General features: G+C 46.4%; 27 protein-coding genes and 2 tRNA genes. 4 read left to right on the top strand and 25 right to left on the bottom strand.

The window, feature by feature from the left end:
- Nucleotides 1-8: 8 nt before the first annotated feature.
- The 3 genes from priB to ICV39_RS02250 form a co-directional block, all read right to left on the bottom strand.
- The gene (gene priB / locus ICV39_RS02260; RefSeq protein ID WP_215390284.1) at nucleotides 9-302 is read right to left on the bottom strand and encodes a primosomal replication protein N; all 294 of its coding nucleotides are present in this window, start codon (nucleotides 300-302) and stop codon (nucleotides 9-11) included.
- A gap of 59 nt (nucleotides 303-361) precedes the next feature.
- On the bottom strand, nucleotides 362-736 hold the full coding sequence (gene rpsF, locus ICV39_RS02255; RefSeq protein WP_173955183.1) for a 30S ribosomal protein S6: 375 nt from the start codon (nucleotides 734-736) through the stop codon (nucleotides 362-364).
- A 134-nt stretch (nucleotides 737-870) separates the two neighbouring features.
- A complete protein-coding gene (locus tag ICV39_RS02250) occupies nucleotides 871-1,947 on the bottom strand; it encodes an asparaginase (protein WP_215390283.1) in 1,077 nt (358 codons plus the stop codon).
- Between the two features lie 60 nt (nucleotides 1,948-2,007).
- Here ICV39_RS02250 and lexA point away from each other — a divergent pair, with 60 nt between their 5' ends.
- Nucleotides 2,008-2,727 (top strand): transcriptional repressor LexA, encoded by a 720-nt coding sequence (lexA, locus tag ICV39_RS02245; protein ID WP_215390282.1) that lies wholly within the window; start codon nucleotides 2,008-2,010, stop codon nucleotides 2,725-2,727.
- Between the two features lie 91 nt (nucleotides 2,728-2,818).
- Here lexA and ICV39_RS02240 read toward each other — a convergent pair whose 3' ends face one another.
- The 5 genes from ICV39_RS02240 to uvrC all read right to left on the bottom strand — a co-directional run bounded on the left by ICV39_RS02240 (nucleotide 2,819) and on the right by uvrC (nucleotide 6,208).
- On the bottom strand, nucleotides 2,819-3,271 hold the full coding sequence (locus ICV39_RS02240) for a hypothetical protein (RefSeq protein WP_251372708.1): 453 nt from the start codon (nucleotides 3,269-3,271) through the stop codon (nucleotides 2,819-2,821).
- Between the two features lie 100 nt (nucleotides 3,272-3,371).
- Nucleotides 3,372-3,445: transfer RNA gene (locus ICV39_RS02235), tRNA-Cys, on the bottom strand.
- 48 nt (nucleotides 3,446-3,493) lie between these two features.
- Nucleotides 3,494-3,569, bottom strand: a tRNA-Gly gene (locus ICV39_RS02230).
- A gap of 115 nt (nucleotides 3,570-3,684) precedes the next feature.
- Entirely contained in the window at nucleotides 3,685-4,260 is a 576-nt protein-coding gene (gene pgsA, locus ICV39_RS02225) for a CDP-diacylglycerol--glycerol-3-phosphate 3-phosphatidyltransferase (RefSeq protein WP_215390280.1), read from the bottom strand.
- Between the two features lie 34 nt (nucleotides 4,261-4,294).
- Complete coding sequence (gene uvrC, locus ICV39_RS02220) at nucleotides 4,295-6,208, bottom strand: excinuclease ABC subunit UvrC (protein ID WP_215390279.1); 1,914 nt, start codon at nucleotides 6,206-6,208, stop codon at nucleotides 4,295-4,297.
- On the opposite strand from uvrC, the gene earP reads away from it, so the two are divergent.
- Together earP and efp are read left to right on the top strand one after the other, a co-directional pair.
- Nucleotides 6,207-7,277, top strand: coding sequence for an elongation factor P maturation arginine rhamnosyltransferase EarP (earP, locus tag ICV39_RS02215; RefSeq protein ID WP_215390278.1), 1,071 nt, complete (start codon nucleotides 6,207-6,209; stop codon nucleotides 7,275-7,277). The genes uvrC and earP overlap by 2 nt on opposite strands.
- 85 nt (nucleotides 7,278-7,362) lie before the next feature.
- Nucleotides 7,363-7,923 carry an elongation factor P gene (gene efp / locus ICV39_RS02210; RefSeq protein WP_173955176.1) on the top strand — a complete coding sequence of 187 codons (561 nt, stop codon included), beginning with the start codon at nucleotides 7,363-7,365 and terminating at the stop codon, nucleotides 7,921-7,923.
- An 82-nt stretch (nucleotides 7,924-8,005) separates the two neighbouring features.
- Here the strand turns inward: efp and nagZ are convergent, their stop codons facing one another.
- The 17 genes from nagZ to ICV39_RS02125 form a co-directional block, all read right to left on the bottom strand.
- Nucleotides 8,006-9,082 carry a beta-N-acetylhexosaminidase gene (gene nagZ, locus ICV39_RS02205; RefSeq protein ID WP_215390277.1) on the bottom strand — a complete coding sequence of 359 codons (1,077 nt, stop codon included), beginning with the start codon at nucleotides 9,080-9,082 and terminating at the stop codon, nucleotides 8,006-8,008.
- Nucleotides 9,083-9,106: 24 nt separating this feature from the next.
- On the bottom strand, nucleotides 9,107-9,499 hold the full coding sequence (gene acpS / locus ICV39_RS02200) for a holo-ACP synthase (RefSeq protein ID WP_215390276.1): 393 nt from the start codon (nucleotides 9,497-9,499) through the stop codon (nucleotides 9,107-9,109).
- On the bottom strand, nucleotides 9,496-10,242 hold the full coding sequence (pdxJ, locus tag ICV39_RS02195) for a pyridoxine 5'-phosphate synthase (protein ID WP_215390275.1): 747 nt from the start codon (nucleotides 10,240-10,242) through the stop codon (nucleotides 9,496-9,498). The genes acpS and pdxJ overlap by 4 nt, the downstream gene beginning before the upstream one ends.
- Before the next feature lie 12 nt (nucleotides 10,243-10,254).
- Nucleotides 10,255-10,986, bottom strand: a complete 732-nt coding sequence (recO, locus tag ICV39_RS02190; protein ID WP_215390274.1) for a DNA repair protein RecO — start codon at nucleotides 10,984-10,986, stop codon at nucleotides 10,255-10,257.
- A 6-nt stretch (nucleotides 10,987-10,992) separates the two neighbouring features.
- Entirely contained in the window at nucleotides 10,993-11,886 is an 894-nt protein-coding gene (era, locus tag ICV39_RS02185; protein ID WP_251372748.1) for a GTPase Era, read from the bottom strand.
- A 44-nt stretch (nucleotides 11,887-11,930) separates the two neighbouring features.
- On the bottom strand, nucleotides 11,931-12,722 hold the full coding sequence (gene rnc / locus ICV39_RS02180; protein WP_215390272.1) for a ribonuclease III: 792 nt from the start codon (nucleotides 12,720-12,722) through the stop codon (nucleotides 11,931-11,933).
- 6 nt (nucleotides 12,723-12,728) lie between these two features.
- On the bottom strand, nucleotides 12,729-13,535 hold the full coding sequence (lepB, locus tag ICV39_RS02175; RefSeq protein WP_215390271.1) for a signal peptidase I: 807 nt from the start codon (nucleotides 13,533-13,535) through the stop codon (nucleotides 12,729-12,731).
- A complete protein-coding gene (lepA, locus tag ICV39_RS02170; RefSeq protein ID WP_215390270.1) occupies nucleotides 13,535-15,340 on the bottom strand; it encodes a translation elongation factor 4 in 1,806 nt (601 codons plus the stop codon). Before lepA ends, lepB begins: the two co-directional genes overlap by 1 nt.
- Before the next feature lie 135 nt (nucleotides 15,341-15,475).
- Entirely contained in the window at nucleotides 15,476-16,915 is a 1,440-nt protein-coding gene (locus tag ICV39_RS02165; protein ID WP_215390269.1) for a DegQ family serine endoprotease, read from the bottom strand.
- 51 nt (nucleotides 16,916-16,966) lie between these two features.
- Nucleotides 16,967-18,214: a beta-ketoacyl-ACP synthase II gene (gene fabF, locus ICV39_RS02160; protein ID WP_215390268.1), complete on the bottom strand. Its 1,248-nt coding sequence runs from the start codon at nucleotides 18,212-18,214 to the stop codon at nucleotides 16,967-16,969.
- Nucleotides 18,215-18,245: 31 nt separating this feature from the next.
- Nucleotides 18,246-18,485, bottom strand: a complete 240-nt coding sequence (acpP, locus tag ICV39_RS02155) for an acyl carrier protein (RefSeq protein ID WP_028819177.1) — start codon at nucleotides 18,483-18,485, stop codon at nucleotides 18,246-18,248.
- A gap of 103 nt (nucleotides 18,486-18,588) precedes the next feature.
- Nucleotides 18,589-19,332, bottom strand: a complete 744-nt coding sequence (gene fabG / locus ICV39_RS02150; RefSeq protein WP_215390267.1) for a 3-oxoacyl-ACP reductase FabG — start codon at nucleotides 19,330-19,332, stop codon at nucleotides 18,589-18,591.
- Between the two features lie 28 nt (nucleotides 19,333-19,360).
- Nucleotides 19,361-20,296 carry an ACP S-malonyltransferase gene (gene fabD, locus ICV39_RS02145; RefSeq protein ID WP_215390266.1) on the bottom strand — a complete coding sequence of 312 codons (936 nt, stop codon included), beginning with the start codon at nucleotides 20,294-20,296 and terminating at the stop codon, nucleotides 19,361-19,363.
- Nucleotides 20,297-20,360: 64 nt separating this feature from the next.
- On the bottom strand, nucleotides 20,361-21,347 hold the full coding sequence (locus tag ICV39_RS02140) for a beta-ketoacyl-ACP synthase III (RefSeq protein ID WP_215390265.1): 987 nt from the start codon (nucleotides 21,345-21,347) through the stop codon (nucleotides 20,361-20,363).
- Complete coding sequence (gene plsX / locus ICV39_RS02135; protein ID WP_215390264.1) at nucleotides 21,344-22,357, bottom strand: phosphate acyltransferase PlsX; 1,014 nt, start codon at nucleotides 22,355-22,357, stop codon at nucleotides 21,344-21,346. Before plsX ends, ICV39_RS02140 begins: the two co-directional genes overlap by 4 nt.
- Nucleotides 22,358-22,439: 82 nt before the next feature.
- Entirely contained in the window at nucleotides 22,440-22,619 is a 180-nt protein-coding gene (gene rpmF, locus ICV39_RS02130) for a 50S ribosomal protein L32 (RefSeq protein ID WP_011902241.1), read from the bottom strand.
- Nucleotides 22,620-22,724: 105 nt separating this feature from the next.
- Nucleotides 22,725-23,300: a DUF177 domain-containing protein gene (locus tag ICV39_RS02125; RefSeq protein WP_215390263.1), complete on the bottom strand. Its 576-nt coding sequence runs from the start codon at nucleotides 23,298-23,300 to the stop codon at nucleotides 22,725-22,727.
- A 109-nt stretch (nucleotides 23,301-23,409) separates the two neighbouring features.
- Between ICV39_RS02125 and ICV39_RS02120 the strand changes: the two genes are divergently transcribed.
- A complete protein-coding gene (locus ICV39_RS02120) occupies nucleotides 23,410-24,018 on the top strand; it encodes a Maf family nucleotide pyrophosphatase (RefSeq protein ID WP_215390262.1) in 609 nt (202 codons plus the stop codon).
- The last annotated feature ends 14 nt before the right edge of the window (nucleotides 24,019-24,032 follow it).

Below are 24,032 nucleotides of genomic sequence, written 5' to 3'. Positions count from 1 at the left end.
ATTTCCTTTTAACTTTTTAATTGAATATGGGTAATATGGAAAACAAGTCTTTGATTACGTAGAGTCTTCGGTGCTAAGAATCCTTCGAACACCGCCTCAGTTCCTAAGTCCATTCTTTCAAGATCCTTTTGTATCGGACCGATCGTAATGGCTTCAACGTTCATCTGAATCTTCCTAGCTACTCCTACCTCGTTTGCTTGGCCACTATGTTCTAGGTAGCAATGCATTACAGGTATTCCTGCTGGTGTAAATCGAATCGCGTCTTTAGATACCAAGATTGCAGTGAGGGTGAAATGATTCAACGCCGCTCCGCTTCTCTGATACGTTTTCTAGTCTGTGTATTCCTCTTCAAATTTCTAACTTATTCCGCTGCTACAGGAGCGTCGGCTTGAGCTGATTTGCGCGCTTCTTCACGTTGCACTTCTTTCATCATGATGGAAGGCTCTGTTTCAGCTTTCTTTGTCTTGATGATGAGGTGACGCAAAACAGCATCGTTAAATTTGAACGCATGCTCGAGCTCTTCCAAAGTTTTTTGGTCGCACTCAATGTTCATGCAAACGTAGTGGGCTTTTGCAAGCTTGTCGATCATGTAAGCCATCTGACGACGACCCCAATCTTCAATACGATGAATTTTGCCGCCCGCAGCTGCTAATGTAGCTTTGTAGCGATCGATCATCGCTGGCACTTGCTCGCTTTGGTCCGGATGGACGATAAAGACGATTTCATAATGACGCATCAAACACTCCTTAAGGATAAAGTCACCTGGGCGTCTTGCTAATTTCTGATGGTTACGAAATCAGCGCCAGTGTGACAAGGTAGTAACAAATTGTAGGTACTGCTTACAACCACTTTACAGCCACTTTTCAGTGCTCACCTGATTTCAGGCAAGACTGCTATTCTAGCAAAAAAATCCTGCCAAGTCAGGGATTTACCGGCGGATTTAGCCTGTTTTTCAGCATTTAGGGCTAACTGCAGAGCAATTCTGGCTTTGGGCGGAGAAAACTTACCCGCGGCCAAGCAGCCTTCAAAATCCTTCTCTGGGATATTGGGTAATGCCTGCCCGGCCCCAGAGCGAGAAGCCCTTACTATCGCAATCCCTTGCTTTGAGGCATTAGACAAGGGCTTAAGCCATTGCTCATGGAGATTTCCCATGCCGGTTCCCGCTAGCACCAAGCCCTCTACCTTGCTTTTCAGCCAAAGGTCGATGGTTTCAGGGCGTGCACCAGCATGGCTAGTCAAAATTTCCACCCAGGGCCACTCATTACCACTGGGAATCGGTAAATCTTCGGCCCAGACTGCCTGAGCCGCCTTGACGCCAGATAGCCAGGAAGGGTTAATTAGCCTCACTGGACTGCTGGGGGAAGACTGAATAGGAGCATTTAGGGCAGTGGTATGACGCTTGGCCAAGTCCATTGCCATGCAAACTCGACCCCCCATAACGGCATAAATGCCCCCTGGACAATTGTCTAAAGGACTTGCTGCCCATTGAATTGCGTCCAATAGGTTGCCAGGGCCATCGGCATTTGGCGAATTGGCGGGCAACATAGCCCCTGTCAGCACCACTCTTTTGCCTAAATTTTGTGCAAATTTACCGCAGATCAGTTGCAGAAATAGGCCGGTCTCTTCAATCGTGTCAGTACCGTGAGTGACCACTACCCCTTTAACCATGGTGTTTTCAAGGGCTTCCCTGACTGCATTACCCAAAAGTGCCAAAAGCGGCTCTGTCAGATTGCAGCTATTGATATTGGCAAGCTGCTTTGATACGAGGCAAACGCCCTCTGGAATTGCAGATTCAATGTCACTTACCAAAGAACCGATTTCCACCTGACCAGCCTCATATTCCAGGGGCTGATCGACCGGATTGGAAGCCAAACCCGCAATCGTGCCACCCATTCCCAAAACAAGGATATGGGGAGTATTTTCTGAATGACTCTGAATTTGGCTCATTTCGCCATTATCCCCTTTAAATCGCTTGAATTCAGAAAAAGTGCTGTATACAATCCCAGTATGGACATAAACACAGTCGATTACTCAGAGGAGCTGACTGCCCTCCCTAAGCTAACGCCTCGTCAAAGCGAGATTTTGGATCTCATTACCAAGGCGATTGACGAGAGTGGCCTACCACCAACGCGAGCAGAGATTGCAACGCAATTGGGATTCGCTTCTGCAAACGCGGCTGAAGAACATTTACGAGCGCTTGCAAAAAAGGGATACATCGAACTGACTCCAGGAACATCGCGTGGTATTCGCGTTCCACACCGTTTTAATCAAACGCAAAATGCAAATCAATATCGTCAACTCTCTTTGCCTTCTGGTGCATTACAACAGCTGACATTGCCACTCATTGGTCGCGTTGCTGCAGGATCACCGATCATGGCTGTTGAACATATTGAGAAACAAGTTCCGATTGATCCAAGCTTGTTTAGCAAAGGTGCTGATTACTTATTAAAAGTAAAAGGTATGAGTATGCGAGATGCGGGAATTTTGGATGGCGATTATTTGGCAGTTAGAAAAACAACTGAAGTACGTAATGGCGATATCGTGGTTGCACGTCTTGATGATGAAGTCACCGTGAAACGCTGGCAACAAAAGAAAACTGCCAGCGGCATGGTGATTGAGTTGCAAGCTGAAAACCCAGACTTCAAAAACATTCTGGTAGATGATCGTCAACCCAACTTTGCGATTGAGGGTCAAGCTGTAGGCCTTATTCGAGCAGAAGGCCTATAAGCGCAATTAGCTTAAGTAAGCAATAAAAAAGCCTCCGTACTGGAGGCTTTTTTATTGACTGTCTTTTGTTTCTATTTTTTCGTTTCTACTCTTACTTCTTGCTTGGTGCGATCACATTCGCATTCTTAGGGGATGAAGTAATGGTGATCAATGTCTTTGGACCTGTCATTGATCCTTCGTTTAATTCCACAGTAGCAGTGCGATCACCTTTGGTGAATACCAAGATGCTGGTTTTTGTTTTTACCGCACTCACCGTTGTCCAGCCAGCGCGTGGATACTCGGATTGAAAGAAGGCATAAATATCAGTTGGTGATTGCACACCTGAAAGCACTACGCGACCAACCCAACTATCCCCGCGACCAATAATCAAAGAATCTGCTCCAATAATTTTTGAGGCGGCAGGCAAAGGCATATCACCAAGTAACTGGGCTTGGATTTCTTGAACTTCTTGAGGCGTTCCTGTTGGTGAGTCACCAGAACTTGCGCAAGCGCCCAATAGAGCAGATAGAAATAGTGCAAGCGTGCTGAGTTTCAAGGAATGCATGGTGATCATCTATTTATTTCGCCTTAAAGGGTGCGTAGGACTTTCTTATACATACTGAAAGTATTTTAGGTGCTACACCCTTTTCGTCAAGTGAAATCACTGGAGGCGCGTGAGGGAATCGAACCCCCGTACGAAGCTTTGCAGGCTCCTGCCTAACCACTCGGCCAACGCGCCAGATCCTGAATCAAAAATGGGAAGCTTTGAAGAGCTTCCCATCGAACTTGGAGCGGGAAAGGAGGTTCGAACTCCCGACCTATACCTTGGCAAGGTATCGCTCTACCAGCTGAGCTATTCCCGCATAACAGGGCGATAGTTTAACAAACAATCCAAAAGAAAGCATTTTTCCTGCAGAAAGGGAAATATTCACAGCTTAAATGAGCCCGCCAAGCCTTACTGGGCGGGCAAAAAGAGAATTAATCGATTTTTCCAACTAATTGCGGCAGGGCTTTCTTGAGGTAATAAAACATAGACCAAAGCGTTAAAAAGGCAGCAACCCAAATGAGCCATGTACCTAACTTTGCGCAATCAAGCCAACCAAACAAAGTGTCATTAATTAATAAAAAAGGAATCGCCACTAACTGTGCAGTGGTTTTCAGTTTGCCAACCATGTGAACAGCAACGCTCTTGCCTGCACCCAATAAAGCCATCCACTCTCTTAGAGCGGATATTGTTATTTCCCTACCGATGATGACGAGTGCTACCCAGACCTGTACGCGGTCCATGTTTAGCAATACCAATAAAGCTGCAGCCACAATTAATTTATCAGCAACAGGATCCAAGAACTGACCAAAAGCAGATTCTTGTTTTAGGCGACGCGCCAAATATCCATCCAACCAATCCGTAATCGCCGCAGAAATAAATATGATCGCCGCGATCATATTTTTCTCAAATGGGGTGAACCAAGAATTTGGAAGATAGAAAACCACTACCAATAAAGGAATGGCTGCTACACGCAACCAAGTCAGGGCAATAGGTAGATTGAATGGCATTTCACAAGCATAAACTAAATGCTTAATGATGTGATTAGTGCAACTGGCGATAAATTTGTTCGGCCAGTGTGAGGGATACCCCCTCTACGCTAGCAATCTCTTCAATACTCGCATTAGCCACTCCTTTAAGGCCTCCAAATCGAGCCAAGAGCTTTTGTCGGCGCTTTGCGCCGATCCCCTCGATCTCCTCAAGACGTGAGACCGTTCTGGCTTTAGCGCGCTTGGCACGCATTCCGGTGATTGCAAAACGATGAGCCTCATCCCGAATTTGCGCAACTAACAAAAGCGCTGCACTATCAATTCCCAATTCCAATGGCTTACGACCGTCTGCAAATATTAAGGTTTCTAGACCCACCTTGCGTCCTTCACCTTTTGCTACTCCAACAATCAAGCTTACATCCATGCCAAATTCTGTCAGCACCTGCCTAGCCATCTCCACCTGACCTTTGCCTCCATCAATCAGAATCACTTGAGGCATCTTTTCAGGTGGAAGCTCCTGAAAATTTGCGTACCGTCTTTGAAGAACTTGACGCATCGCTGCATAGTCATCACCAGGAGTAATGTCATTGATATTGAAACGACGATACTCGCCAGATTGCATTGCATTCTTAGCATAGACCACGCAGGATGCTTGCGTTGCTTCACCTGAGGTATGGCTAATATCGAAACACTCAATACGCAGATGTTCCAAGCCCTCTAAATCTAATCCCAATATATCCACCAAAGCCCTTGCTCTAGCTAACTGTCCACCTGTCTCAACCAAGCGCTTAGTTAATGCGATCTTTGCATTGCCCTCAGCCATAGCCAGCCAATGGCGACGTTGGCCTTGAGGCTGATGCAAGAAAGTGATTTTCTTGCCAGCTTGCGCATTTAATAAATCATGCAAATCCTCAGGAAGATCATCGCTAGATTGACGAATATCATCACCCGCAGTTTTTAAGGGATGATTTAAGACAAGAACCGGTGGAATTAAATTGGCACTAGCGCCATCATGAGCAACATCTTCCAAATAATGTTGCGCAATAAATGCTTCCAGTATTTCTGATGGCGGGGGTAGCTCGCCAGATGCCGTACGCAATCCTTTGGGAAAGTATGCTCTATCACCTAAATGACGACCGCCTCGTACCATTGCCAAGTTCACGCAAACCATACCTTCCATTTGCGCGACAGCAATAATGTCAACATCACCCTCGCCTTCAGCAACTGCATCCATCGCTTGTTGCTGCAAGACACTCGAGAGATCAGCAATACGATCGCGCAAAACTGCCGCCATCTCAAATTCCATTGCTTCACTGTGCGCATGCATTTCCTTTTCAAGCTCAGATAGAACGCGCCGATGATCGCCTTCTAAAAATCGTGTAGCCTGGGCTACATCTTGGGCATATTGCTCAATGCTGAGGCGACCTACACAAGGGGCGCTACACCGATGAATTTGATGCAATAGGCAAGGGCGACTCCGGTTCTTAAAAACGGAGTCCTCACAAGTACGCAAACGAAACACCTTTTGCAAAATCTGCACACTATTACGAACTGCCCAACTATTGGGGAATGGTCCAAAATACTGATTCCGTTTATCGACCTTCCCGCGATACGAAGCTAAGCGCGGGTAGTCATGGCCCGTTAACATCACATAAGGGTAAGACTTATCATCCCTAAATAAAATATTAAATGGCGGAGCCAACTCTTTGATGAGATTGTTCTCTAGAATAAGGGCTTCGGTTTCGGTACGCGTTACGGTTGTTTCATAGCGAGCAATTTTGCCCACCATTAATTCAATACGGGGTGATAACTGGGTACGCTGAAAATAACTAGATACGCGTTTTTTAAGGTTACGAGCTTTGCCTACATACAGAATATTTCCCGCCTCATCGAAGAAGCGATATACCCCCGGCAATCCGGGCAGCCGTTTAACATCTTGCTGAAGGGTTTCAAAAAGCGAATTACTCATGCGTTGGGATATTTTCTGCCAAATCGTAGATAACTATGGTGATGCTGGTGTTTGCTGGCGTCTAGCCCGTAGCTTATCAAGTCTTCATCATCAAGAGGTGCGGATTTTCTGTGATGATCTACCAACTTTAAATCTAATCGCCTCAGGCACTGATGCTAGGATTAAAGAACGTATTGATATACAACCCTGGGAAGCCAGCTTTAGCAATGCAAGGCATCCCGTTCAAACCCCAAATGTAGTGATTGAGGCATTTGGGTGCGACCTGCCAGAACGCTATCTCGCGGGACTATTCATCGCGCCAGTTAAACCCATCATCATCAATTTGGAGTATCTGAGTGCGGAACCATGGATTTTGGATTTTCATGGCAAGGCTTCGCCTCAATCTCACGGGATCTCAAAATACTTTTTCTTCCCAGGCTTCCAGGATGAAGCTGGCGGCATCTTAATTGACCCTGTTCCTAGCGATGGCGAAGTAAGCAAACAAAACATTCCCTTAGCACTTCAAGAGACTTGGTCAAAACTTCGCCCAAATGCAAAACGCATCAGCGTGTTTTGCTACCCAGGCGCGCCATTGCGTAAATGGCTTGAAAACCTGGGCTCTCTAAACGAGGATATTGATGTACTGCTTACACCCGGTCATGCCGAGCAACTGAGCTTATACGGTCAACAAGCACCTCAACTGCCAGATAAATTGCAATTACTATCTATTCCTTTTGTTTCTCAAGATGAGTACGACTGGATTCTTTCTCAATGCGATTTCAATATCGTTCGAGGTGAAGATTCTTTTGTTAGAGCGCAGCTAGCAGGTAAACCTTTTATTTGGCACATCTACCCACAAGAAGATCGTGCCCACGAGGTCAAATTAGTGGCATTTTTAGACCTCTATCTAGCAGAAGCAAATCAAGAATTACGCTTGGCCATCATTGCAGCAATGACATGGGCAATGCCCAGCGAATGGTTTGGAATGCTAGATGCATGGAGCACCTACGCCAAGGGCTGGCGTCGCCAGCTACTCAAAAAACAAGGGGATGGTGGCTTGGCAGCCCGTCTATTGCGGTTTACCAGCTAAACCCAAGCAATAAAGCCCTGCGGGCGGTTACAATCTTGTTTTTGATAAAAACCGCAGAAAGCACTCTGCACCCAGGAATAGCAAGATGAAAACAGCACAAGAACTCCGCGTTGGTAACGTAGTGATGATCGGCACTGATGCCATGGTCGTTTTAAAAGCAGAATACAGCCGCTCTGGCCGCAACTCTTCTGTTGTCAAAATGAAATTTAAGAACTTGTTAACAGGTGCGCCGAACGAAGGTGTTTACAAAGCTGATGACAAGTTTGATGTTGTAATTTTGGATAAAAAAGAATGTACCTATTCTTACTTCGCAGATCCAATGTATGTATTTATGGATGGTGACTACAACCAATACGAAGTTGAATCTGAGTTTATGGGTGATGCATTGAACTACCTCGAAGAAGGTATGCCTTGTGAAGTAGTGTTCTACGAAGGGAAAGCCCTTTCTGTAGCAATGCCAAATTCACTCGTTCGTGAAATCACTTACACAGAGCCTGCAGTAAAAGGCGACACCAGCTCAGGCAAAGTATTGAAGACAGCAAAACTGGCTACTGGCTATGAATTGCAAGTGCCTTTGTTCTGCAATACTGGCGACAAGATCGAAATCGATACTCGCACTGGCGAATATCGCAGCCGCGCTAATTAACGCCAGTTTGCTTTAGTTAGCTGTAAAAGATAAAAAGCCCGGCATACCGGGCTTTTTTCTTGCTAGTGATTGACTCAATCAATCAGCTAATTAGCTTTAACTGCTGCAACAAGCCCTTAGCGTGTTGATATTGTGCTTCATTCTGTAAATCAGTCCATGATGGCGCTGGGCTATTGGGCATCAATTTATTTAAACGGATAGCCGATTCAGCTTGCTTCGCTTTAGACACTTTGAGCTTGCTGAGCAGTTGATCTGCTAGGTCGGGGCGATTACAGATCAGCACGGCATCACATCCAGCATCTAAGGCCATCTCAGCGCCCTTCACTACCGACCCTGCAACGCTTGCGCCTTCCATTGAAAGATCATCACTGAAGATCACGCCCTCGAAGCCAAGCTCTTGACGTAGTACTGAGTGCAACCAGATTTTCGAAAAGCCTGCTGGATTTTGATCAACTTTTGGATAAATCACATGTGCTGGCATGACTGCAGCCAAACTCAGATCAAGCCATTCATAAGGCTTTGCATCGTCATTCAAAATTTCTTGGAGTGAACGCTCGTCAACTGGAATGGCCACATGGGAATCAGCCTCTGCCCAACCATGGCCAGGAAAATGTTTGCCGCAGTTAGCCATACCAGCTAATCGCAGACCTTCGTTTAAGCTCTTTGCTAAAGCAAATACGATTTGTGGATCACGACTAAAGGAACGGTCTCCAATTACACCGCTACGACCGAAATCTAAATCTAAAACTGGTGTAAAGCTGAAATCTACGCCACATGCACGCAACTCAGCAGCAAGCACATAACCACAAGCGGTAGCTGCTGCCATCGCCAGTGCAGCGGATTCTGCTGCATGAGAGGACTTATTTTTAGCAAGCCAAAGCTCACCCAATTTGCGCATCGCTGGCAAGTGCGTGAAACCATCGGCTCTACAACGCTGAACACGTCCACCTTCGTGATCAATTGAAATCAATACATCAGGGCGAAGCTTTTTAATTTCTGCGGTTAACTTGGCAAGTTGTTTGCGATCCTTGAAATTTCTACCAAACAGAATCACGCCACCTGTTAGTGGATGCAAAATACGACGACGATCTTCAGCATTTAATACTTGACCCACTACATCCAAAGTAATGGGGCCTGGCTTCATGATCGATTTGCTCATTGATTCCTCTTGTGATTGATCTTGTTATTTTTGAGTCACGATAACATGTGCGATTGCCATGTCCTGCTCATCGCTCACCGTAACGTGAGCCTCCCAGTTTTTATCCTTCATAAAGTGGGCTAATGCACCCAAATAGCTAGTAACCGGCTTACCGCTAGGCTCATTTAAGGTTTGTAAAGAGCGCCAGGCCATAGGCATTCTCATTCCTAGGCCAATCGCTTTAGAGAACGCTTCTTTAGCAGCAAAACGCGTTGCCAAAAAGGCAATGCCCCGCTTGTGATTTCTGGCAAGGCGATGCTTGAACACCAACATCTCATCAGGACCAAGAATCTTTTCAGCTAGGCGACCATTAGTACGATCATAAGCCGCTTGTAAGCGCTCAATCTGCAAAATATCGGTGCCAATACCGATGATCATGGATTTGCTTTTCTGCCTTGAATCATCAAGGCCTTCATATCTTTAATCGCTTGTTGCCAGCCCTTAAATAAGGCTTCCGCTACGATGGCATGCCCGATGTTTAATTCTGATAGCTCAGCAATCGCCGCAATGGGCATCACATTACCCTCGTGTAATCCATGGCCCGCATTGACTCTCAAACCAATACTTTTCCCAAACTGTGCTGCCTTCTTGATGCGTACTAATTCAGCCTCTTGTTGATCGCCAGATAAATCAGCATAACGACCCGTATGCAACTCCACTACAGTAGCACCCACATCCTTAGCGGCCTGAATTTGTTTTTCTTCTGGATCAATAAAAAGTGATACCCGGATGCCAGCCTCTTGCAATTGTTTGGTAGCTGCCTTGACGTGTTCCAATTTCCCCGAGACATCAAGACCACCTTCGGTAGTGACCTCCTCACGCTTTTCAGGGACCAAGCAAACATCGTGAGGCTTGACCTTACAGGCGATGTTTAGCATTTCAGGGGTAATTGCACACTCAAGGTTCATGCGCGTTTTGATCAAGGGTCGCAGAGCGATTAAATCAGCATCCTTGATATGCCGGCGATCCTCACGAAGGTGCAAAGTGATCAGATCGGCGCCCGCCTCTTCCGCCAATTGCGCCGCATTAATAGGGTCTGGGTACACAGTGCCCCGAGCATTACGCAAGGTTGCCACGTGATCGATATTGATTCCCAGTTCCAAAGGATGCGCTGCAGTCATATCAGTAGATTACTAGATTTTCTTGAGATCAATCAGAATTTGACGCGTAGTTAGTACCTGATCTTGCAGATGCAAGCCTAATAGAAAGCGCATCAATTGCTTGCTTTCTGATAGGGTTACTGGATCAGAAAAATCACCAACCGCGATTGCCAATAAAGACCTGCCGGTCAGCACCGGCCAATGGCCAGGATCATCTGCTTGAACGGGCCTCACGCCCTTTTCTGGTTGATATACATATTGGCCATCATGAATCGGTGCTTCATTGGTTTCTACGCAGCGATCAAGTGCTGCCGCATAGCCCGTTTCCTGTAGTAATGACAGTTCAAATGGGCGTAGAATTTCTTCTAAACCTTTTGACTCCTCAAGCGCCGATAAGGCGTCAATAGTCTCAGCATAACGATCGTAGAGCTTTTCATATTCATCTTCACGCGCTAAGAATTTCACAAGCAGTTCATTGAGATAAAAGCCACAAAGAAGCGCATCGCCCACCAATGAAGGCATGCCACCCACCCATTCAGATTTGGTTAAGGTGCGTAACTCCGACTTTCCACTCCATGAAACTAGAAGCGGTTGAAAACGCTGCAATACCGGCCTTAATGTGGAATGAGGACGCTTTGCCCCTTTGGCAATGAGCGCCATGCGACCATGCTGTCGCGTAAAGACATCCAAAATAAGGCTAGTTTCTTTGTAGGGAATGCTGTGCAATACAAAAGCGGGTTCGTCAGCAACACGAATCGAGGCCATAGGAAATTATTCCAGCCCTTGTGCCCGTAACTCAGCGCGATCATCCGCCCAACCACGCTTCACCTTTACCCATGTCTCCAGAAAAACTTTTCCATCAAACAGTTTTTCCATATCAATACGGGCATCGGTAGAAATTTTCTTTAAGCGCTCACCCTTTTGGCCAATGATCATGGCCTTATGACTATCTCGGTCAACCAAAATAGTCGCAGAGATTCTACGCATCTTGCCATCCATCTTGAATTGATCAATGACCACAGTAGAGGTGTATGGCAATTCTTCACCTGTAAAACGAAATACCTTCTCGCGCAAAATTTCAGCAGCAAGGAAGCGCTCACTGCGATCGGTAATCGTATCGCCATCATAAACAGGCTCACCTTCAGGCAAATAACCCTCAAGCACATCCAATAATCTCTGGATATCGCCAGGGCTCTTGGCACTCATGGGCACAATTTCAGCGAACTCTGACTTTTGATCTTCATGGCCGCCCAATTCAGACCATGGCTTGGCCATTTCTTTAATGAAATTGAGTAAGGCTTGATCGCGTTCTGATGGCGCCTGAAAACGGCTATTAAACAGATCCAATTTATTTAATACCAATACCACTGGTATGTCGCTTGGCAGAAGCTTGAGAACCTTCTTGTCGTCTTCACCAAAATAACCAGTCTCAACAACAAAGCAAACTACGTTGACATCTTGCAAGGCAGTAGTAACCGTGCGGTTCAAAGCCTTGTTGAGGGTATTCATTAAACGCGTCTGAAATCCTGGTGTATCAATAAAGATAAATTGCGCCTCTTCGCGATTCTGAACACCCAAAATACGGTGGCGCGTAGTCTGTGCTTTGCGTGAAGTAATGCTGATCTTTTGACCTACCAATGCATTGAGCAAGGTAGATTTACCCATATTGGGACGTCCAACAATCGCAATAGTGCCGCATCTAAACACAGTTATCCCTTTAACTTCAAATTCAATTGCTCTTCGGTCGCCTCTTTCTTAGCGGCCTTTTTCTTAGCAGAGCGCGTTTTCTTGGGCTTGCGAGAATCTTGTGGCAAGGCCTTTAGCACAGCAAGTAAAGCACTTTTTGCGGCAGACTGCTCAGCAGCACGACGAGAAGCGCCCTCACCCTTCACAGAAACTTTTAGACTTGGAATCAAACACTCAACTTCAAACTGCTGATTATGAGCAGCGCCACTAGTGCCGGTGACGTTGTAGGTAGGCAGTGGTAATTGATAGCTTTGCAAGCACTCTTGCAAAAGCGTTTTGTCATCCTTGCCCAATGTTTTTGGGTCAACTTGCGACAGAATGATGGAGTAGAGTTTTCGTAAGCAAGTTTTAGCAGCATCAAAACCGCCATCCAAAAAGATTGCACCTGTTACCGCCTCCAAGGTATCAGCCAAAATGGATGGTCTCCGAAAGCCGCCACTCTTCAATTCACCTTCACCCAAACGCAAATAGTCCGACAGGGATAAGGTTTGTGCAATCTCATATAAGGCTTGCTGCTTTACTAAATTAGCGCGCACACGAGACAAATCACCCTCATCTAAATCGGAGTAGCGCTCATATAGCATTTCGGCGACTACGCAATTTAAGACAGAATCACCTAAGAACTCTAAGCGTTCATTATTTTTCTTGCTATGGCTACGGTGAGTCAGCGCTTGATGAAGCAGCTCTGGCTTCTTAAAGCTATAACCTAGGCGCTCTTGAAGCGGTGCGGTTTCAATGACGGCGCGCGTGTTCATGATGTTTTACTGGAAGCCACCAATACGGCCAAAATTACCGAGATTGAGCCATACAAAGAAAGCTTTACCTACCAAGTTCTTATCTGGAACAAATCCCCAGTAGCGAGAGTCTGCGCTGTTATCACGGTTATCCCCCATAGCAAAGTAATGACCTGCGGGAACTTTGCAAGTTAAGCCCGATGGTTGATATTGACAAAACTCAGCACCAGGAAAACGCTCTACTGGCAATACGGTTGCGGGACGATCTGGGTCGTTGAGGATTTCATGACGATTACCACCTAGATCGGCGGGGAAGCTTTCTGTAAAGCGCTTGGCATAGCGCATATTTTCAGGATCTAAATACGATTCACCGCCACTGTATTGCAATGGCTGTCCATTGATGGTTAAACGCTTATCTTCATAAACAACAACATCACCAGGCAAACCTACTACGCGCTTGATGTAATCAACGGATTCATCGCGTGGATAGCGAAACACAATAACATCTCCGCGCTTCGGTGAACCTAAGTCAATTACTTTTTGATTGATCACTGGCAGACGAATGCCGTAGGTAAATTTATTCACCAGAATGAAGTCGCCAATTTGTAGGGTTGGAATCATAGATCCAGACGGGATCTTGAAAGGCTCGACAATAAAAGAGCGCAATACAAATACAGCGCAAATAACCGGGAAGAATCCAGCCGTGTACTCCAACCACAATGGCATACGATCGATTCCGGCCATTTTTCTTTGGGGCGCAAAATATACTCGGTCAGCAACCCAAGCAATGCCTGAAACAACCACCAATATGAAGAGGATGAGAGCAAAGTTCATTAATCTTCCACCTGCAAAATTGCCAAGAATGCTTCTTGTGGAATCTCCACATTGCCCACTTGCTTCATACGCTTCTTACCTTCTTTTTGCTTCTCTAAGAGCTTGCGCTTGCGAGAGATATCACCACCGTAGCACTTTGCCAAAACGTTCTTGCGTAATGCTTTAACATTTTCACGAGCCACGATGTTGCTACCAATAGCTGCCTGAATAGCCACATCAAACATTTGGCGCGGAATGATGCCGCGCATTTTAGAGACCACTTCTCTGCCACGAGACTGGCTATTACTGCGGTGAACGATCACGGAGAGCGCATCCACGCGATCGCCGTTAATCAAAATATCAACCTTGACTACGTCTGCAGGACGATATTCTTTGAACTCATAATCCATCGAAGCATAGCCGCGAGAAATTGACTTCAAACGATCAAAGAAATCCAACACAATCTCAGCCATGGGTAATTCATAAGTGAGCTGCACTTGGCGCCCAAGATAGTTCATACCCGTCTGAATGCCACGCTTACCAACACATAAGGTGATGACAGAGCCTACATACTCTTGCGGCATGTATAAATTGACGGTCACAATCGGCTCAAGAATCGTATCGATCTTGCTAACCTCGGGCATCTTAGATGGGTTATCCACCATGATGGTGGTGCCATCGGATTGCTGAACTTGATACACCACCGTTGGTGCTGTTGTAATCAAGTTCATGCCGTACTGTCGCTCTAGGCGTTCTTGGACAATCTCCATGTGCAGCAAGCCCAGGAAACCACAACGGAATCCAAATCCTAGCGCCTGAGATACCTCAGGCTCATACAAGAGTGATGCGTCATTGAGCTTGAGTTTTTCAAGTGACTCGCGCAACTGATCATACTCACTCGCTTCCACCGGATATAAACCAGCGAACACTTGTGGTTTCACTTCTTTAAAACCAGGCAAGGGCTCAGCAGCAGGAACTCGACCTTGCTGTCCTGGAGCATGAGTTACGGTATCGCCGACCTTCGCGGCCTTTAATTCTTTAATACCCGCAATTACAAAGCCTACTTGGCCCGCGGATAACTCTGGACGATCGACTGACTTCGGACTAAATACACCGACATGTTCCACCAAATGGGTTGAGCCATTTGCCATCAATGTGATCTTTTCTTTTGGCTTTAAGGTGCCATTGACAACACGTATCAACATGACAACGCCAACGTAGTTATCAAACCAAGAGTCAATAATTAATGCTTGTAATGGTGCCAATGCATCGCCCTTTGGAGGCGGCACTTTAGCAATCATCTCTTCGATTACATCCGTAACACCCATACCAGTCTTAGCTGAGCAGGTTACCGCTTCTGATGCGTCAATACCAATCACATCTTCGATTTCTTTTTTAGCGCGATCAGGGTCAGCCTGTGGCAAATCAATCTTATTGAGAACTGGAACAACCTCAACTCCTAATTCGAGCGCCATGTAGCAGTTCGCAACTGTTTGTGCTTCAACACCTTGGCTGGCGTCGACCACTAACAAAGCACCCTCGCATGCAGACAAAGATCGACTGACTTCGTAAGAGAAGTCTACGTGCCCCGGAGTATCAATCAGATTGATGTTGTAAGTCTTGCCATCTTTGGCTTTGTAATTCAGTGCTGCGGTTTGAGCCTTAATGGTGATGCCACGCTCACGCTCAATGTCCATTGAATCGAGTACCTGGGCTTCCATTTCGCGATCAGAAAGACCGCCACAAAGTTGAATAATGCGATCCGCGAGCGTAGATTTGCCGTGATCAATATGGGCGATGATAGAAAAATTGCGGATTAAATCCATAGCGTCTTATTTAGTAATTCCAAAAACGCCTTGTCAGAACGCACCAGGATGATGCGCTGCAAAAAGTCGTCTTAAAAGGATTGTAATGGGTGGCGCCCAAATGGCGCCTGTGCCCATTTTTTAGGCAAAAATGCCCTATTTTGGCCTTACAGGTATCACCAAAGTGCTGTCAGCTCTACGAATAAAGACTGGGACCGCCTTATTGGCATCAAGGCCTTTTACAAGGGCTTCAAACTGCTTGGCACCCGAGATATCGGTATCGGCAATCCGAATAATGACATCCCCAGGTCGCACTCCTGCTCTAGCCAAAGGACCATCTCCTAAACCAGTGACCTCAACGCCGCCCTTGATATTAAGATCCTTCTTTTTAGCATCCGACACATCGCTAACAGCAACACCTAGGGTGGTTGTACTTCCACCAGATAGTGCTTCAGATTTCTTACTTGCGACCTGAGAGGCCTCGCCATCAGAAACCGTCACTGTTAAGTCGCGAGTAGCACCTTTACGCCAAACTTGAACTGTCACAGAAGTACCCGGTTTGGTGTCACCAACAATTCTTGGCAAGTCCGTGGACTTCGCAATTTCTCGACCATTGAAGCTGAGGATGACATCACCAGCTTCGATGCCACCAGTTGCAGCTGGGCCATTTGGCTCAACGTTACGCACATATGCACCACGTGGCTTACCCAAACCCAAACTCTCAGCAACCTCTTTGGTCATCTCACCAAGCGCAACACCAATTCGACCACGCGTCATTTTTCCATTGGTACGCAATTGATCAGCCACTCGCATTGCTTCATCAATTGGAATTGCAAAGGAGATTCCCATGTAGCCACCGGAGCGACTAAAGATTTGAGAGTTAATGCCAATCACTTGGCCGGCAGTATTTAATAAGGGCCCTCCAGAGTTACCTGGATTAACCGCAACGTCTGTTTGAATAAAGGGTAAATAATCCCCTGTATCGCGGCTCTTGGCCGAGACAATGCCTGCGGTGACCGTGTTCTCTAAACCGAATGGCGAACCAATTGCTAGCACCCACTCGCCTACACGCACCCTGGATGAGTCACCTAAAGGCAATTTAGGTAAGTCACGCGCTTCAATTTTGACAACTGCTACATCAGTACGTTTATCCATGCCCAATAACTTGGCTTTGAATTCACGCTTATCCGTTAAGGTGACATAAATCGTAGTAGCACCCTCAACCACGTGCGCATTCGTCAGAATCAAACCATTAGATTCAATAATGAAACCAGAGCCAACGCCACGATCAGCTTCTTGTGGTTTTCCAGGATTCGGTTGTGATTGCTTAGGGCTATTTGGAATTCCGGGAATAGGCACGCCGAAGAAACGGCGAAAGAATTCTGCTTGATCCTCAGGCATCCCTGGAATGCCGCCTTGTTGCTGAACCATCACTTTTTCGGTGGTTCGGATGTTGACTACTGCTGGACTAGCGCGCTCAACTAGATCCGCAAAATCGGGAATCGTGACGCGAGGATTTTGCGCGATCGCTAGTGGAACAAACGACATTTGCCCCAGACTCAAAATAGCCAAGAGCGCAATAAAGTGCTTTTTCATAATGCTAAGACCTACTTGGTAAAAACCAAAAAAATGGAGATAAAGAGAATATTAGGTCAGCTTACCAAAAATCAAGGTGCCGTTAGTACCACCAAAGCCAAAGTTGTTTTTGACTGCATGGTCAATCTTCACGTCCCTAGCGGTATTGGCGCAGTAGTCCAAGTCACACTCTGGGTCTTGATTGAAGATATTGATAGTGGGGGGTGATTTCTGGTGATGAAGCGCCAGAATCGTAAATACAGACTCCAAGCCCCCAGCACCACCCAAGAGGTGACCTGTCATGGACTTGGTTGAGTTAATCAAAGCTTTCTTAGCGTGGTCGCCCAAGGCTGCTTTGATCGCCTCGGTTTCATTCTTGTCACCCAAAGGTGTTGAAGTACCGTGAGCATTCACGTACTGAATTTGATCTGGATTTAAACCAGCATCGCGCATTGCATTCACCATGCAACGACGTGGTCCATCCATGTTTGGAGCTGTCATATGGTACGCATCACCACTCATACCAAAACCAAGTAGCTCACAATAAATTTTTGCGCCGCGCGCTTTAGCGTGCTCATACTCTTCAAGCACTAGAACACCAGCACCTTCACCCAGAACAAAACCATCGCGGTCTTTATCCCAAGGACGAGATGCAGTCGCAGGATCATCATTACGTGTAGAGAGCGCTCTTGCAGAAGCAAAGCCGCCAACTCCCAATGCGGAAATCGTAGACTCAGCACCCCCAGCAATCATGACATCAGCGTCACCATACTGAATGAGACGCGCAGCCAAACCAATGCTGTGCAATCCAGTAGTACATGCAGTAACCGCAGCAACGTTTGGACCTTTTAGACCAAACAAAATACTGAGGTGTCCAGAAATCATATTAATGATGGAGCCAGGAACAAAAAATGGGGAAATACGACGTGGGCCGCGAGCCAAGAGCTCGGCGCCTGTCTCCTCAATCATTGGCAAACCGCCAATACCTGAGCCCACCATCACGCCGATGCGCTCGGCGTTTTGTTCATTAACTTCGATACCGCTGTCGCGAATCGCTTGCGTGCCAGCAGCGATACCGTAATGAATAAACGTATCCATATGGCGCGCTTCTTTAGCGGAAACATATTCTTCGACATTGAAATCTTTCACCTCTCCAGCGAAATGAACGCTGAGTGGAGCGTGGTCAAATTTCGTGATGGTAGCTATACCCGATTTGCCCGCAAGCAAATTGGACCAAGCTACATCAACTGAATTACCAACAGGTGAGATGAGGCCAAGGCCGGTGACTACAACCCGGCGTCGGCCATTTGATGCTGACACAGTAAACCTAAGTAATACCTAAGCTAGGGAATTAACCCTGAGCTTTTGATTTAGCGAAGTCGATCGCGAGCTGAACTGTGGTGATTTTTTCGGCTTCCTCATCAGGAATTTCGATACCGAATTCATCTTCCAAAGCCATTACCAGCTCAACAGTGTCAAGAGAGTCAGCGCCCAGGTCATTCACAAAAGAAGATTCATTCTTGATGTCTCCTTCAGCGACGCCCAATTGCTCAGCGACGATTTTCTTAACGCGTTGTTCGATGTTGTCCATTAAGTCCCCCAAGGGTTGTAAAAAAACGATGAAAAGGATTTTATCAGTTTGGCGGACTGAATTAGCAAAACCGCCAAAAAATGACTAAATCCGTGTTTTGACCTTAGGCCAAATAGAGTCCGCCATTGACGTGTAGGGTATTACCCGTAATGTAGCCAGCGGCTGGAGAGGCCAAAAAAGCCACTGCCTGAGCTACATCTTCTGGGCTTCCTAAACGAGCCAATGGAATGTTCACTTTTAGTGCATTTTGCTGCTCTTCGCTCAGTGCGCGAGTCATATCGGTATCAATAAATCCAGGAGCAACGCAATTGACAGTGATATTACGGCTACCAATTTCACGGGCTAGCGCACGGGTCATTCCAGAAACACCAGATTTAGCTGCTGCGTAATTTGCTTGGCCTGGATTTCCCATATGACCAACAATCGAAGTGATATTAATAATTCGACCAGCGCGTGCCTTCATCATTGGGCGCAATACTGCTTGAGATAAACGAAACACTGCGCTCAAATTGGTATCGATTACATCAGTCCACTCTTCAGACTTCATACGCATAGCTAAGTTGTCACGAGTGATGCCAGCGTTGTTCACCAGAATATTGATGCCACCAAACTCTTTAACAATGTGATCAATGATCTCTTCGCATGCATTTGGTGCGGTGACATTCAAAGCTAAACCAGCTCCACCAGATGGCTTCAATCTCGCATCAATTGCTTTAGCGCCTTCAGCTGTAGTAGCCGTGCCAATCACTTTTGCACCGGACTTTACCAATTCATCCGCTACCGCCTGACCAATACCGCGTGAGGCTCCAGTTACCAAGGCAATTTGTCCGCTTAAGTCGAGATTCATATTTGTGTTCCGAATGTTGTATTGGATTTTATTTTACGTTGGCAAGAGCTTCGTTTAGACTCGCCTCATCAAATACCGGAATGCCGGTCACTTGATCATTGATGCGTTTTGTAAGGCCAGCCAATACTTTTCCAGGGCCACACTCAACTACTTGAGTAATACCTTGAGAAGCCATCGCTTGAATAGTTTCTTGCCAACGTACTGGCTTAGCTGCCTGACGAACTAATGCATCTTTAATTGCAGCAGGATCGTTCAAGATTTCAACGTCAACGTTATTAATGACTGGGATGCTTGGTGCTTTAAATTCAATATTCGCCAAATAACCTTTGAGCTTTTCAGAAGCAGGTTGCAATAAAGAAGAATGAAATGGCGCTGATACTGGCAACGGTAGTGCACGTTTAGCGCCAGCAGCTTTTAGCAATTCACAAGCATTAGCCACTGCATCACTTGCTCCGGCAATCACCACTTGGCCAGGTGCATTAAAGTTCACAGCCTCAACTACGCCCCCTGAGGCAGCACTAGCTTCGGCGCACACTTTAATAACCACTGCATCATCCAAACCCAATATAGCCGCCATACCGCCCGTACCAACTGGCACTGCAGTTTGCATTGCTTCGGCACGAAAACGCACCAAAGGAACCGCATCTTTAAAAGAAATTACTCCTGCTGCAACCAAAGCAGAGTATTCACCCAAACTATGGCCTGCCATCACTTTAGGGGTAGCGCCACCCGCAGCCAGCCAAGCGCGATAAAACGCTACGGCGGCGGTCAACATGACTGGCTGGGTATTGGTTGTTAGTGCAAGCGCCTCGGCAGGGCCTTCCGCAATCAGTTTTGCGACATCTTCACCCAAGGCATCAGAAGCCTCTTGCAATGTAGCGCGCACTTCAGGGCGCTCAGAAATCGAATTAAGCATGCCTACTGATTGAGATCCTTGACCAGGGAATACGAATGCGAATGTCATAAGTGAAATAGGTGAAATTTACGAATTGAAATTAAGGAAATAAAAGGATTAGATATTGGAGATCTTAATATTTGAGCGCTACCGCACCCCAAGCAAAACCACCACCAACTCCTTCCAACAAAAGATGCTGACCTCGCTTGATTTGACCAGAGCGCACACCAACGTCCAAAGCCAATGGGATTGAGGCTGCTGAAGTATTGCCATGCTCATGAACCGTCACAATGACTTTATCCATGGACATTCCCATTTTTTTAGCAGTACCTTCCATGATGCGAATGTTCGCCTGGTGAGGGACTAACCAATCAATTTGTTCTGGCTTCAGTTTTGCTTTTTCTAAAACTTCATGAGCGACTTGCTCTAATACTTTTACTGCCAACTTGAAAACCGCTTGACCATCCATTGTCATAAATGGTGAGCCATGCACTGCGCCGTTACCAGAACGCCCGGGTACGCACAAAATGTCACGCTGACTTCCATCTGCATGCAGGGCTGTCGACAAAATGCCAGCCTCGTTTGATGCTTCAAGCACCACTGCGCCAGCGCCATCACCGAATAGCACACAAGTTCCGCGATCTTGGAAATCCAAAATCCGCGAGAAGGTTTCAGCGCCAATCACCAATACTTTTTTATAAGAGCCTGCACGAATGAAGGCATCTGCTGTAGCAAGTGCATAAGTGAAACCTGCACATACAGCCTGCACATCAAACGCTGCGCATGCAGTATGAGCGCCTAACTTATCTTGCACCACACAAGCCGTACTCGGAAAACCGCCCAAATGATCAGGGGTGGAGGTAGCAAGAATGATGAGATCCAAATCAGCTGAAGTGATACCAGCACTACTCAAGGCAGCCTGGGCAGCTTTTACAGCTAAATCACTGGTTAATTGATTGTCAGCGGCAAAGTGGCGCGCAGAAATCCCACTACGAGTAGTAATCCACTCATCGCTTGTCTCTAGACCCGACTTGGCAAGACGTTCAACTAAATCATGATTTGTTAAACGCTGCTCCGGAAGATAGCTTCCTGTGCCAGCCACTCTTGCATAAATACTCATACCGTTATCTCCGCCACAAAGGCTGCGGCAATACGTTCAACCATGCGATTTTTAGCCGCCTCATATGCACGATCTAATGCAAATCCAAATGCAAATCGATCGGCAGATCCATGGCTCTTAATCACACAACCACGCAAACCCAACAATACCGCGCCGTTATAGCGACGGTGATCAACACGTTTGCGAACACGTAACAGGGGAACCATTGCGCAGATCGCCATTAATTTGGTCAACAAAGAACGATTAAATTCCTCACGAATCATGCCACTCATCATCTTAGCCAAACCTTCACTAGCTTTGAGCACTACATTACCAACAAAGCCATCGCACACCACAATATCCGTGGTGCCTTTAAAAATATCGTTGCCTTCAACGTTGCCGTAGAAATTCAAATTACTTTGACGAAGTAATTCACTGGTTTGCTTGACTACTTCATTACCTTTAATGACTTCTTCGCCAATATTCAAAAGACCAATAGAAGGATTTGGTTTGCCATCCACCACTTGTACCATCACATTAGCCATCCGAGCAAACTGCACCAAATGCATAGGTTCGCAATCTGCGTTTGCACCCAAATCCAACATAGTGGTACCGCGCCCCAATTCATTTGGGATTGCGGTTGCAATCGCAGGGCGATCAACGCCTTCTAGTGTTTTGAGTATGTAGCGAGAAATCGCCATGAGCGCGCCGGTATTACCAGAAGAAATCACGGCATCAGCAGTTCCTTCTTTTACCTGTTCAATTGCCACACGCATGGAAGAATCTTTTTTGCGACGCAAAGCAACTTCGATGGGATCATCCATCAACACCACTTCACTAGCAGGAATAATTTGAATGCGCTCCATCGGAGCGTTAGAAGATTTACTTAAGACTTGCTTAATTAAATCCGGATCACCAACTAAGGCGATCTTGACATCAGCGTGTTTTTCTAAAAAGTCGCAAGCGGCGGGGACAGTCACAACGACCCCATGATCTCCGCCCATGGCATCAATAGCAAGAGTAACGCTCATAAACTCATTGATTGCTACAAGTGATTTATCTAAGAAAAAAGCGGCTATAAGTGAGCCGCTTCGATCTATTTAGACTAAAAAATTAGTCGTTTTTAGTTTTAACTACTTTACGACCACGATAGTAGCCGTTAGGTGAAATGTGGTGGCGCAAATGTGCCTCACCAGTTGTGGCTTCAACAGCCGTAGCAGGTGCGGTCAAAAAGTCGTGCGCACGGTGCATGCCACGTTTGGATGGTGATTTTTTATTTTGTTGAACGGCCATAATGAACTCCTAAGCAAGGCGACATTCTAGCATGGAAAAGCGTCTAAATGCTTGATTTGCCTGCAAAGAAGGCTTGAAGCAGTACCCTATTTTTAACTGACCTTTTCAGTTTTTCTTCATATTTTTCAATATGTTAAAGGGATTTTCACGCTCAACTGGGACTTCATCCCCATCACCTTCCCCAAAAACTGAGGCATGAGGCTCGCAAAAGCCCTCAGAATGCTTAGGAATCAAGGGGATAGACAGCAAAATCTCATCCTCAATGGTCTCCAAGAGGTTAAATTGCTGGCTGGCTACTAAGGGCTCTCGGTCCTCATCCTCCGGCGGATAGTCATCTGCCTGAGATTCAGTGGCCAAAAAGATAAATTGGCGCTTTTCGGCCAATTCGACCGCACACCCTTGCAAGCACCGCTGGCAAGTCAAATGCAACCTGCCTTTTAGATCTAACTCCATGATTTGATGGGGCTCGCTACCAGGAGAATGCTCAAAGTGAGTCTGGATAACCCAATCAAAGCCATCTCCTGGAAGAACAGCTGCCACCTCTTCAGCCACCCTTGGTAAGTCTGGGATGCTTAAAAAGCCAGAGCCCTTGTAGGACTGCGGGGCACAGAAATCAACCCGTCGCAGAGCATTCAGCTCCGCGGACAATTGAACTTGAGGCAAAACATGATTTCGATCCATGACATCAGTCTAAATCAAGAGTGCAAAAAGGTGGCCTCAGATCCCCTGTCGTCTTCTACCCCCCTTTATCACTTTCCTTTCTAACGCAGTCAGTTGAAAATACGCAGCAATGAGTCAATCTACTAACAACCCCAAAACACCATCACTTATTTTGGCGTCAACGTCGGTTTATCGACGTGAGCTATTAACCCGTCTTCGCATTCCTTTTGAGGTCATTTCCCCCAAGGTAGATGAAACCCCCTTAACTGGTGAAAGCACGCTGGATTTAGCAATGCGTCTTGCACATGCAAAAGCGGAAGTCGTTTCTAAACAATTCCCAGATGCTTGGGTAATCGGCTCCGATCAAGTAGCCGATCTTTGTGGTGCAGCAATTGGCAAACCAGGCAACTTTGAAAGAGCAATGGCGCAATTGCAATTAATGCGTGGACAAACAGTGACGTTTCATACCGCTCTATGCCTGATGAAAGGCGATACACAAACTACGCTTAGCGTTCCTACAGAAGTGTGTTTCCGCAAACTACCGGATACCGTTTTAGAAAACTATCTTCTGGCAGAAGAGCCTTATGACTGCGCAGGTAGCGCCAAGTCTGAAGGCCTGGGGATTAGCTTGCTTGAATCCATCAAAAGTGATGACCCTACCGCCCTCATCGGCCTTCCCTTGATTGCACTGACTGGGCTATTGCGTGATGCAGGTTTTGCAATTCCAGCAAAGAAATAAGCAACCTAGCAACC

Origin of the sequence: Polynucleobacter sp. MWH-UH25E (genome assembly GCF_018687095.1) — a bacterium.
Classification (GTDB): domain Bacteria; phylum Pseudomonadota; class Gammaproteobacteria; order Burkholderiales; family Burkholderiaceae; genus Polynucleobacter.
This window is presented reverse-complemented; position numbering and strand designations above follow the sequence as displayed.

Bases quoted from the DNA above. Each gene is read 5' to 3' on its own strand.
- rpsF (WP_173955183.1), bottom strand. From the start codon at position 736: ATGCGTCATTATGAAATCGTCTTTATCGTCCATCCGGACCAAAGCGAG.
- ICV39_RS02250 (WP_215390283.1), bottom strand. From the start codon at position 1,947: ATGAGCCAAATTCAGAGTCATTCAGAAAATACTCCCCATATCCTTGTT.
- lexA (WP_215390282.1), top strand. From the start codon at position 2,008: ATGGACATAAACACAGTCGATTACTCAGAGGAGCTGACTGCCCTCCCT.
- ICV39_RS02240 (WP_251372708.1), bottom strand. From the start codon at position 3,271: ATGCATTCCTTGAAACTCAGCACGCTTGCACTATTTCTATCTGCTCTA.
- pgsA (WP_215390280.1), bottom strand. From the start codon at position 4,260: ATGCCATTCAATCTACCTATTGCCCTGACTTGGTTGCGTGTAGCAGCC.
- earP (WP_215390278.1), top strand. From the start codon at position 6,207: ATGCGTTGGGATATTTTCTGCCAAATCGTAGATAACTATGGTGATGCT.
- uvrC (WP_215390279.1), bottom strand. From the start codon at position 6,208: ATGAGTAATTCGCTTTTTGAAACCCTTCAGCAAGATGTTAAACGGCTG.
- efp (WP_173955176.1), top strand. From the start codon at position 7,363: ATGAAAACAGCACAAGAACTCCGCGTTGGTAACGTAGTGATGATCGGC.
- nagZ (WP_215390277.1), bottom strand. From the start codon at position 9,082: ATGAGCAAATCGATCATGAAGCCAGGCCCCATTACTTTGGATGTAGTG.
- acpS (WP_215390276.1), bottom strand. From the start codon at position 9,499: ATGATCATCGGTATTGGCACCGATATTTTGCAGATTGAGCGCTTACAA.
- pdxJ (WP_215390275.1), bottom strand. From the start codon at position 10,242: ATGACTGCAGCGCATCCTTTGGAACTGGGAATCAATATCGATCACGTG.
- recO (WP_215390274.1), bottom strand. From the start codon at position 10,986: ATGGCCTCGATTCGTGTTGCTGACGAACCCGCTTTTGTATTGCACAGC.
- era (WP_251372748.1), bottom strand. From the start codon at position 11,886: ATGGGTAAATCTACCTTGCTCAATGCATTGGTAGGTCAAAAGATCAGC.
- rnc (WP_215390272.1), bottom strand. From the start codon at position 12,722: ATGAACACGCGCGCCGTCATTGAAACCGCACCGCTTCAAGAGCGCCTA.
- lepB (WP_215390271.1), bottom strand. From the start codon at position 13,535: ATGAACTTTGCTCTCATCCTCTTCATATTGGTGGTTGTTTCAGGCATT.
- lepA (WP_215390270.1), bottom strand. From the start codon at position 15,340: ATGGATTTAATCCGCAATTTTTCTATCATCGCCCATATTGATCACGGC.
- ICV39_RS02165 (WP_215390269.1), bottom strand. From the start codon at position 16,915: ATGAAAAAGCACTTTATTGCGCTCTTGGCTATTTTGAGTCTGGGGCAA.
- acpP (WP_028819177.1), bottom strand. From the start codon at position 18,485: ATGGACAACATCGAACAACGCGTTAAGAAAATCGTCGCTGAGCAATTG.
- fabG (WP_215390267.1), bottom strand. From the start codon at position 19,332: ATGAATCTCGACTTAAGCGGACAAATTGCCTTGGTAACTGGAGCCTCA.
- fabD (WP_215390266.1), bottom strand. From the start codon at position 20,296: ATGACATTCGCATTCGTATTCCCTGGTCAAGGATCTCAATCAGTAGGC.
- ICV39_RS02140 (WP_215390265.1), bottom strand. From the start codon at position 21,347: ATGAGTATTTATGCAAGAGTGGCTGGCACAGGAAGCTATCTTCCGGAG.
- plsX (WP_215390264.1), bottom strand. From the start codon at position 22,357: ATGAGCGTTACTCTTGCTATTGATGCCATGGGCGGAGATCATGGGGTC.
- rpmF (WP_011902241.1), bottom strand. From the start codon at position 22,619: ATGGCCGTTCAACAAAATAAAAAATCACCATCCAAACGTGGCATGCAC.
- ICV39_RS02125 (WP_215390263.1), bottom strand. From the start codon at position 23,300: ATGGATCGAAATCATGTTTTGCCTCAAGTTCAATTGTCCGCGGAGCTG.
- ICV39_RS02120 (WP_215390262.1), top strand. From the start codon at position 23,410: ATGAGTCAATCTACTAACAACCCCAAAACACCATCACTTATTTTGGCG.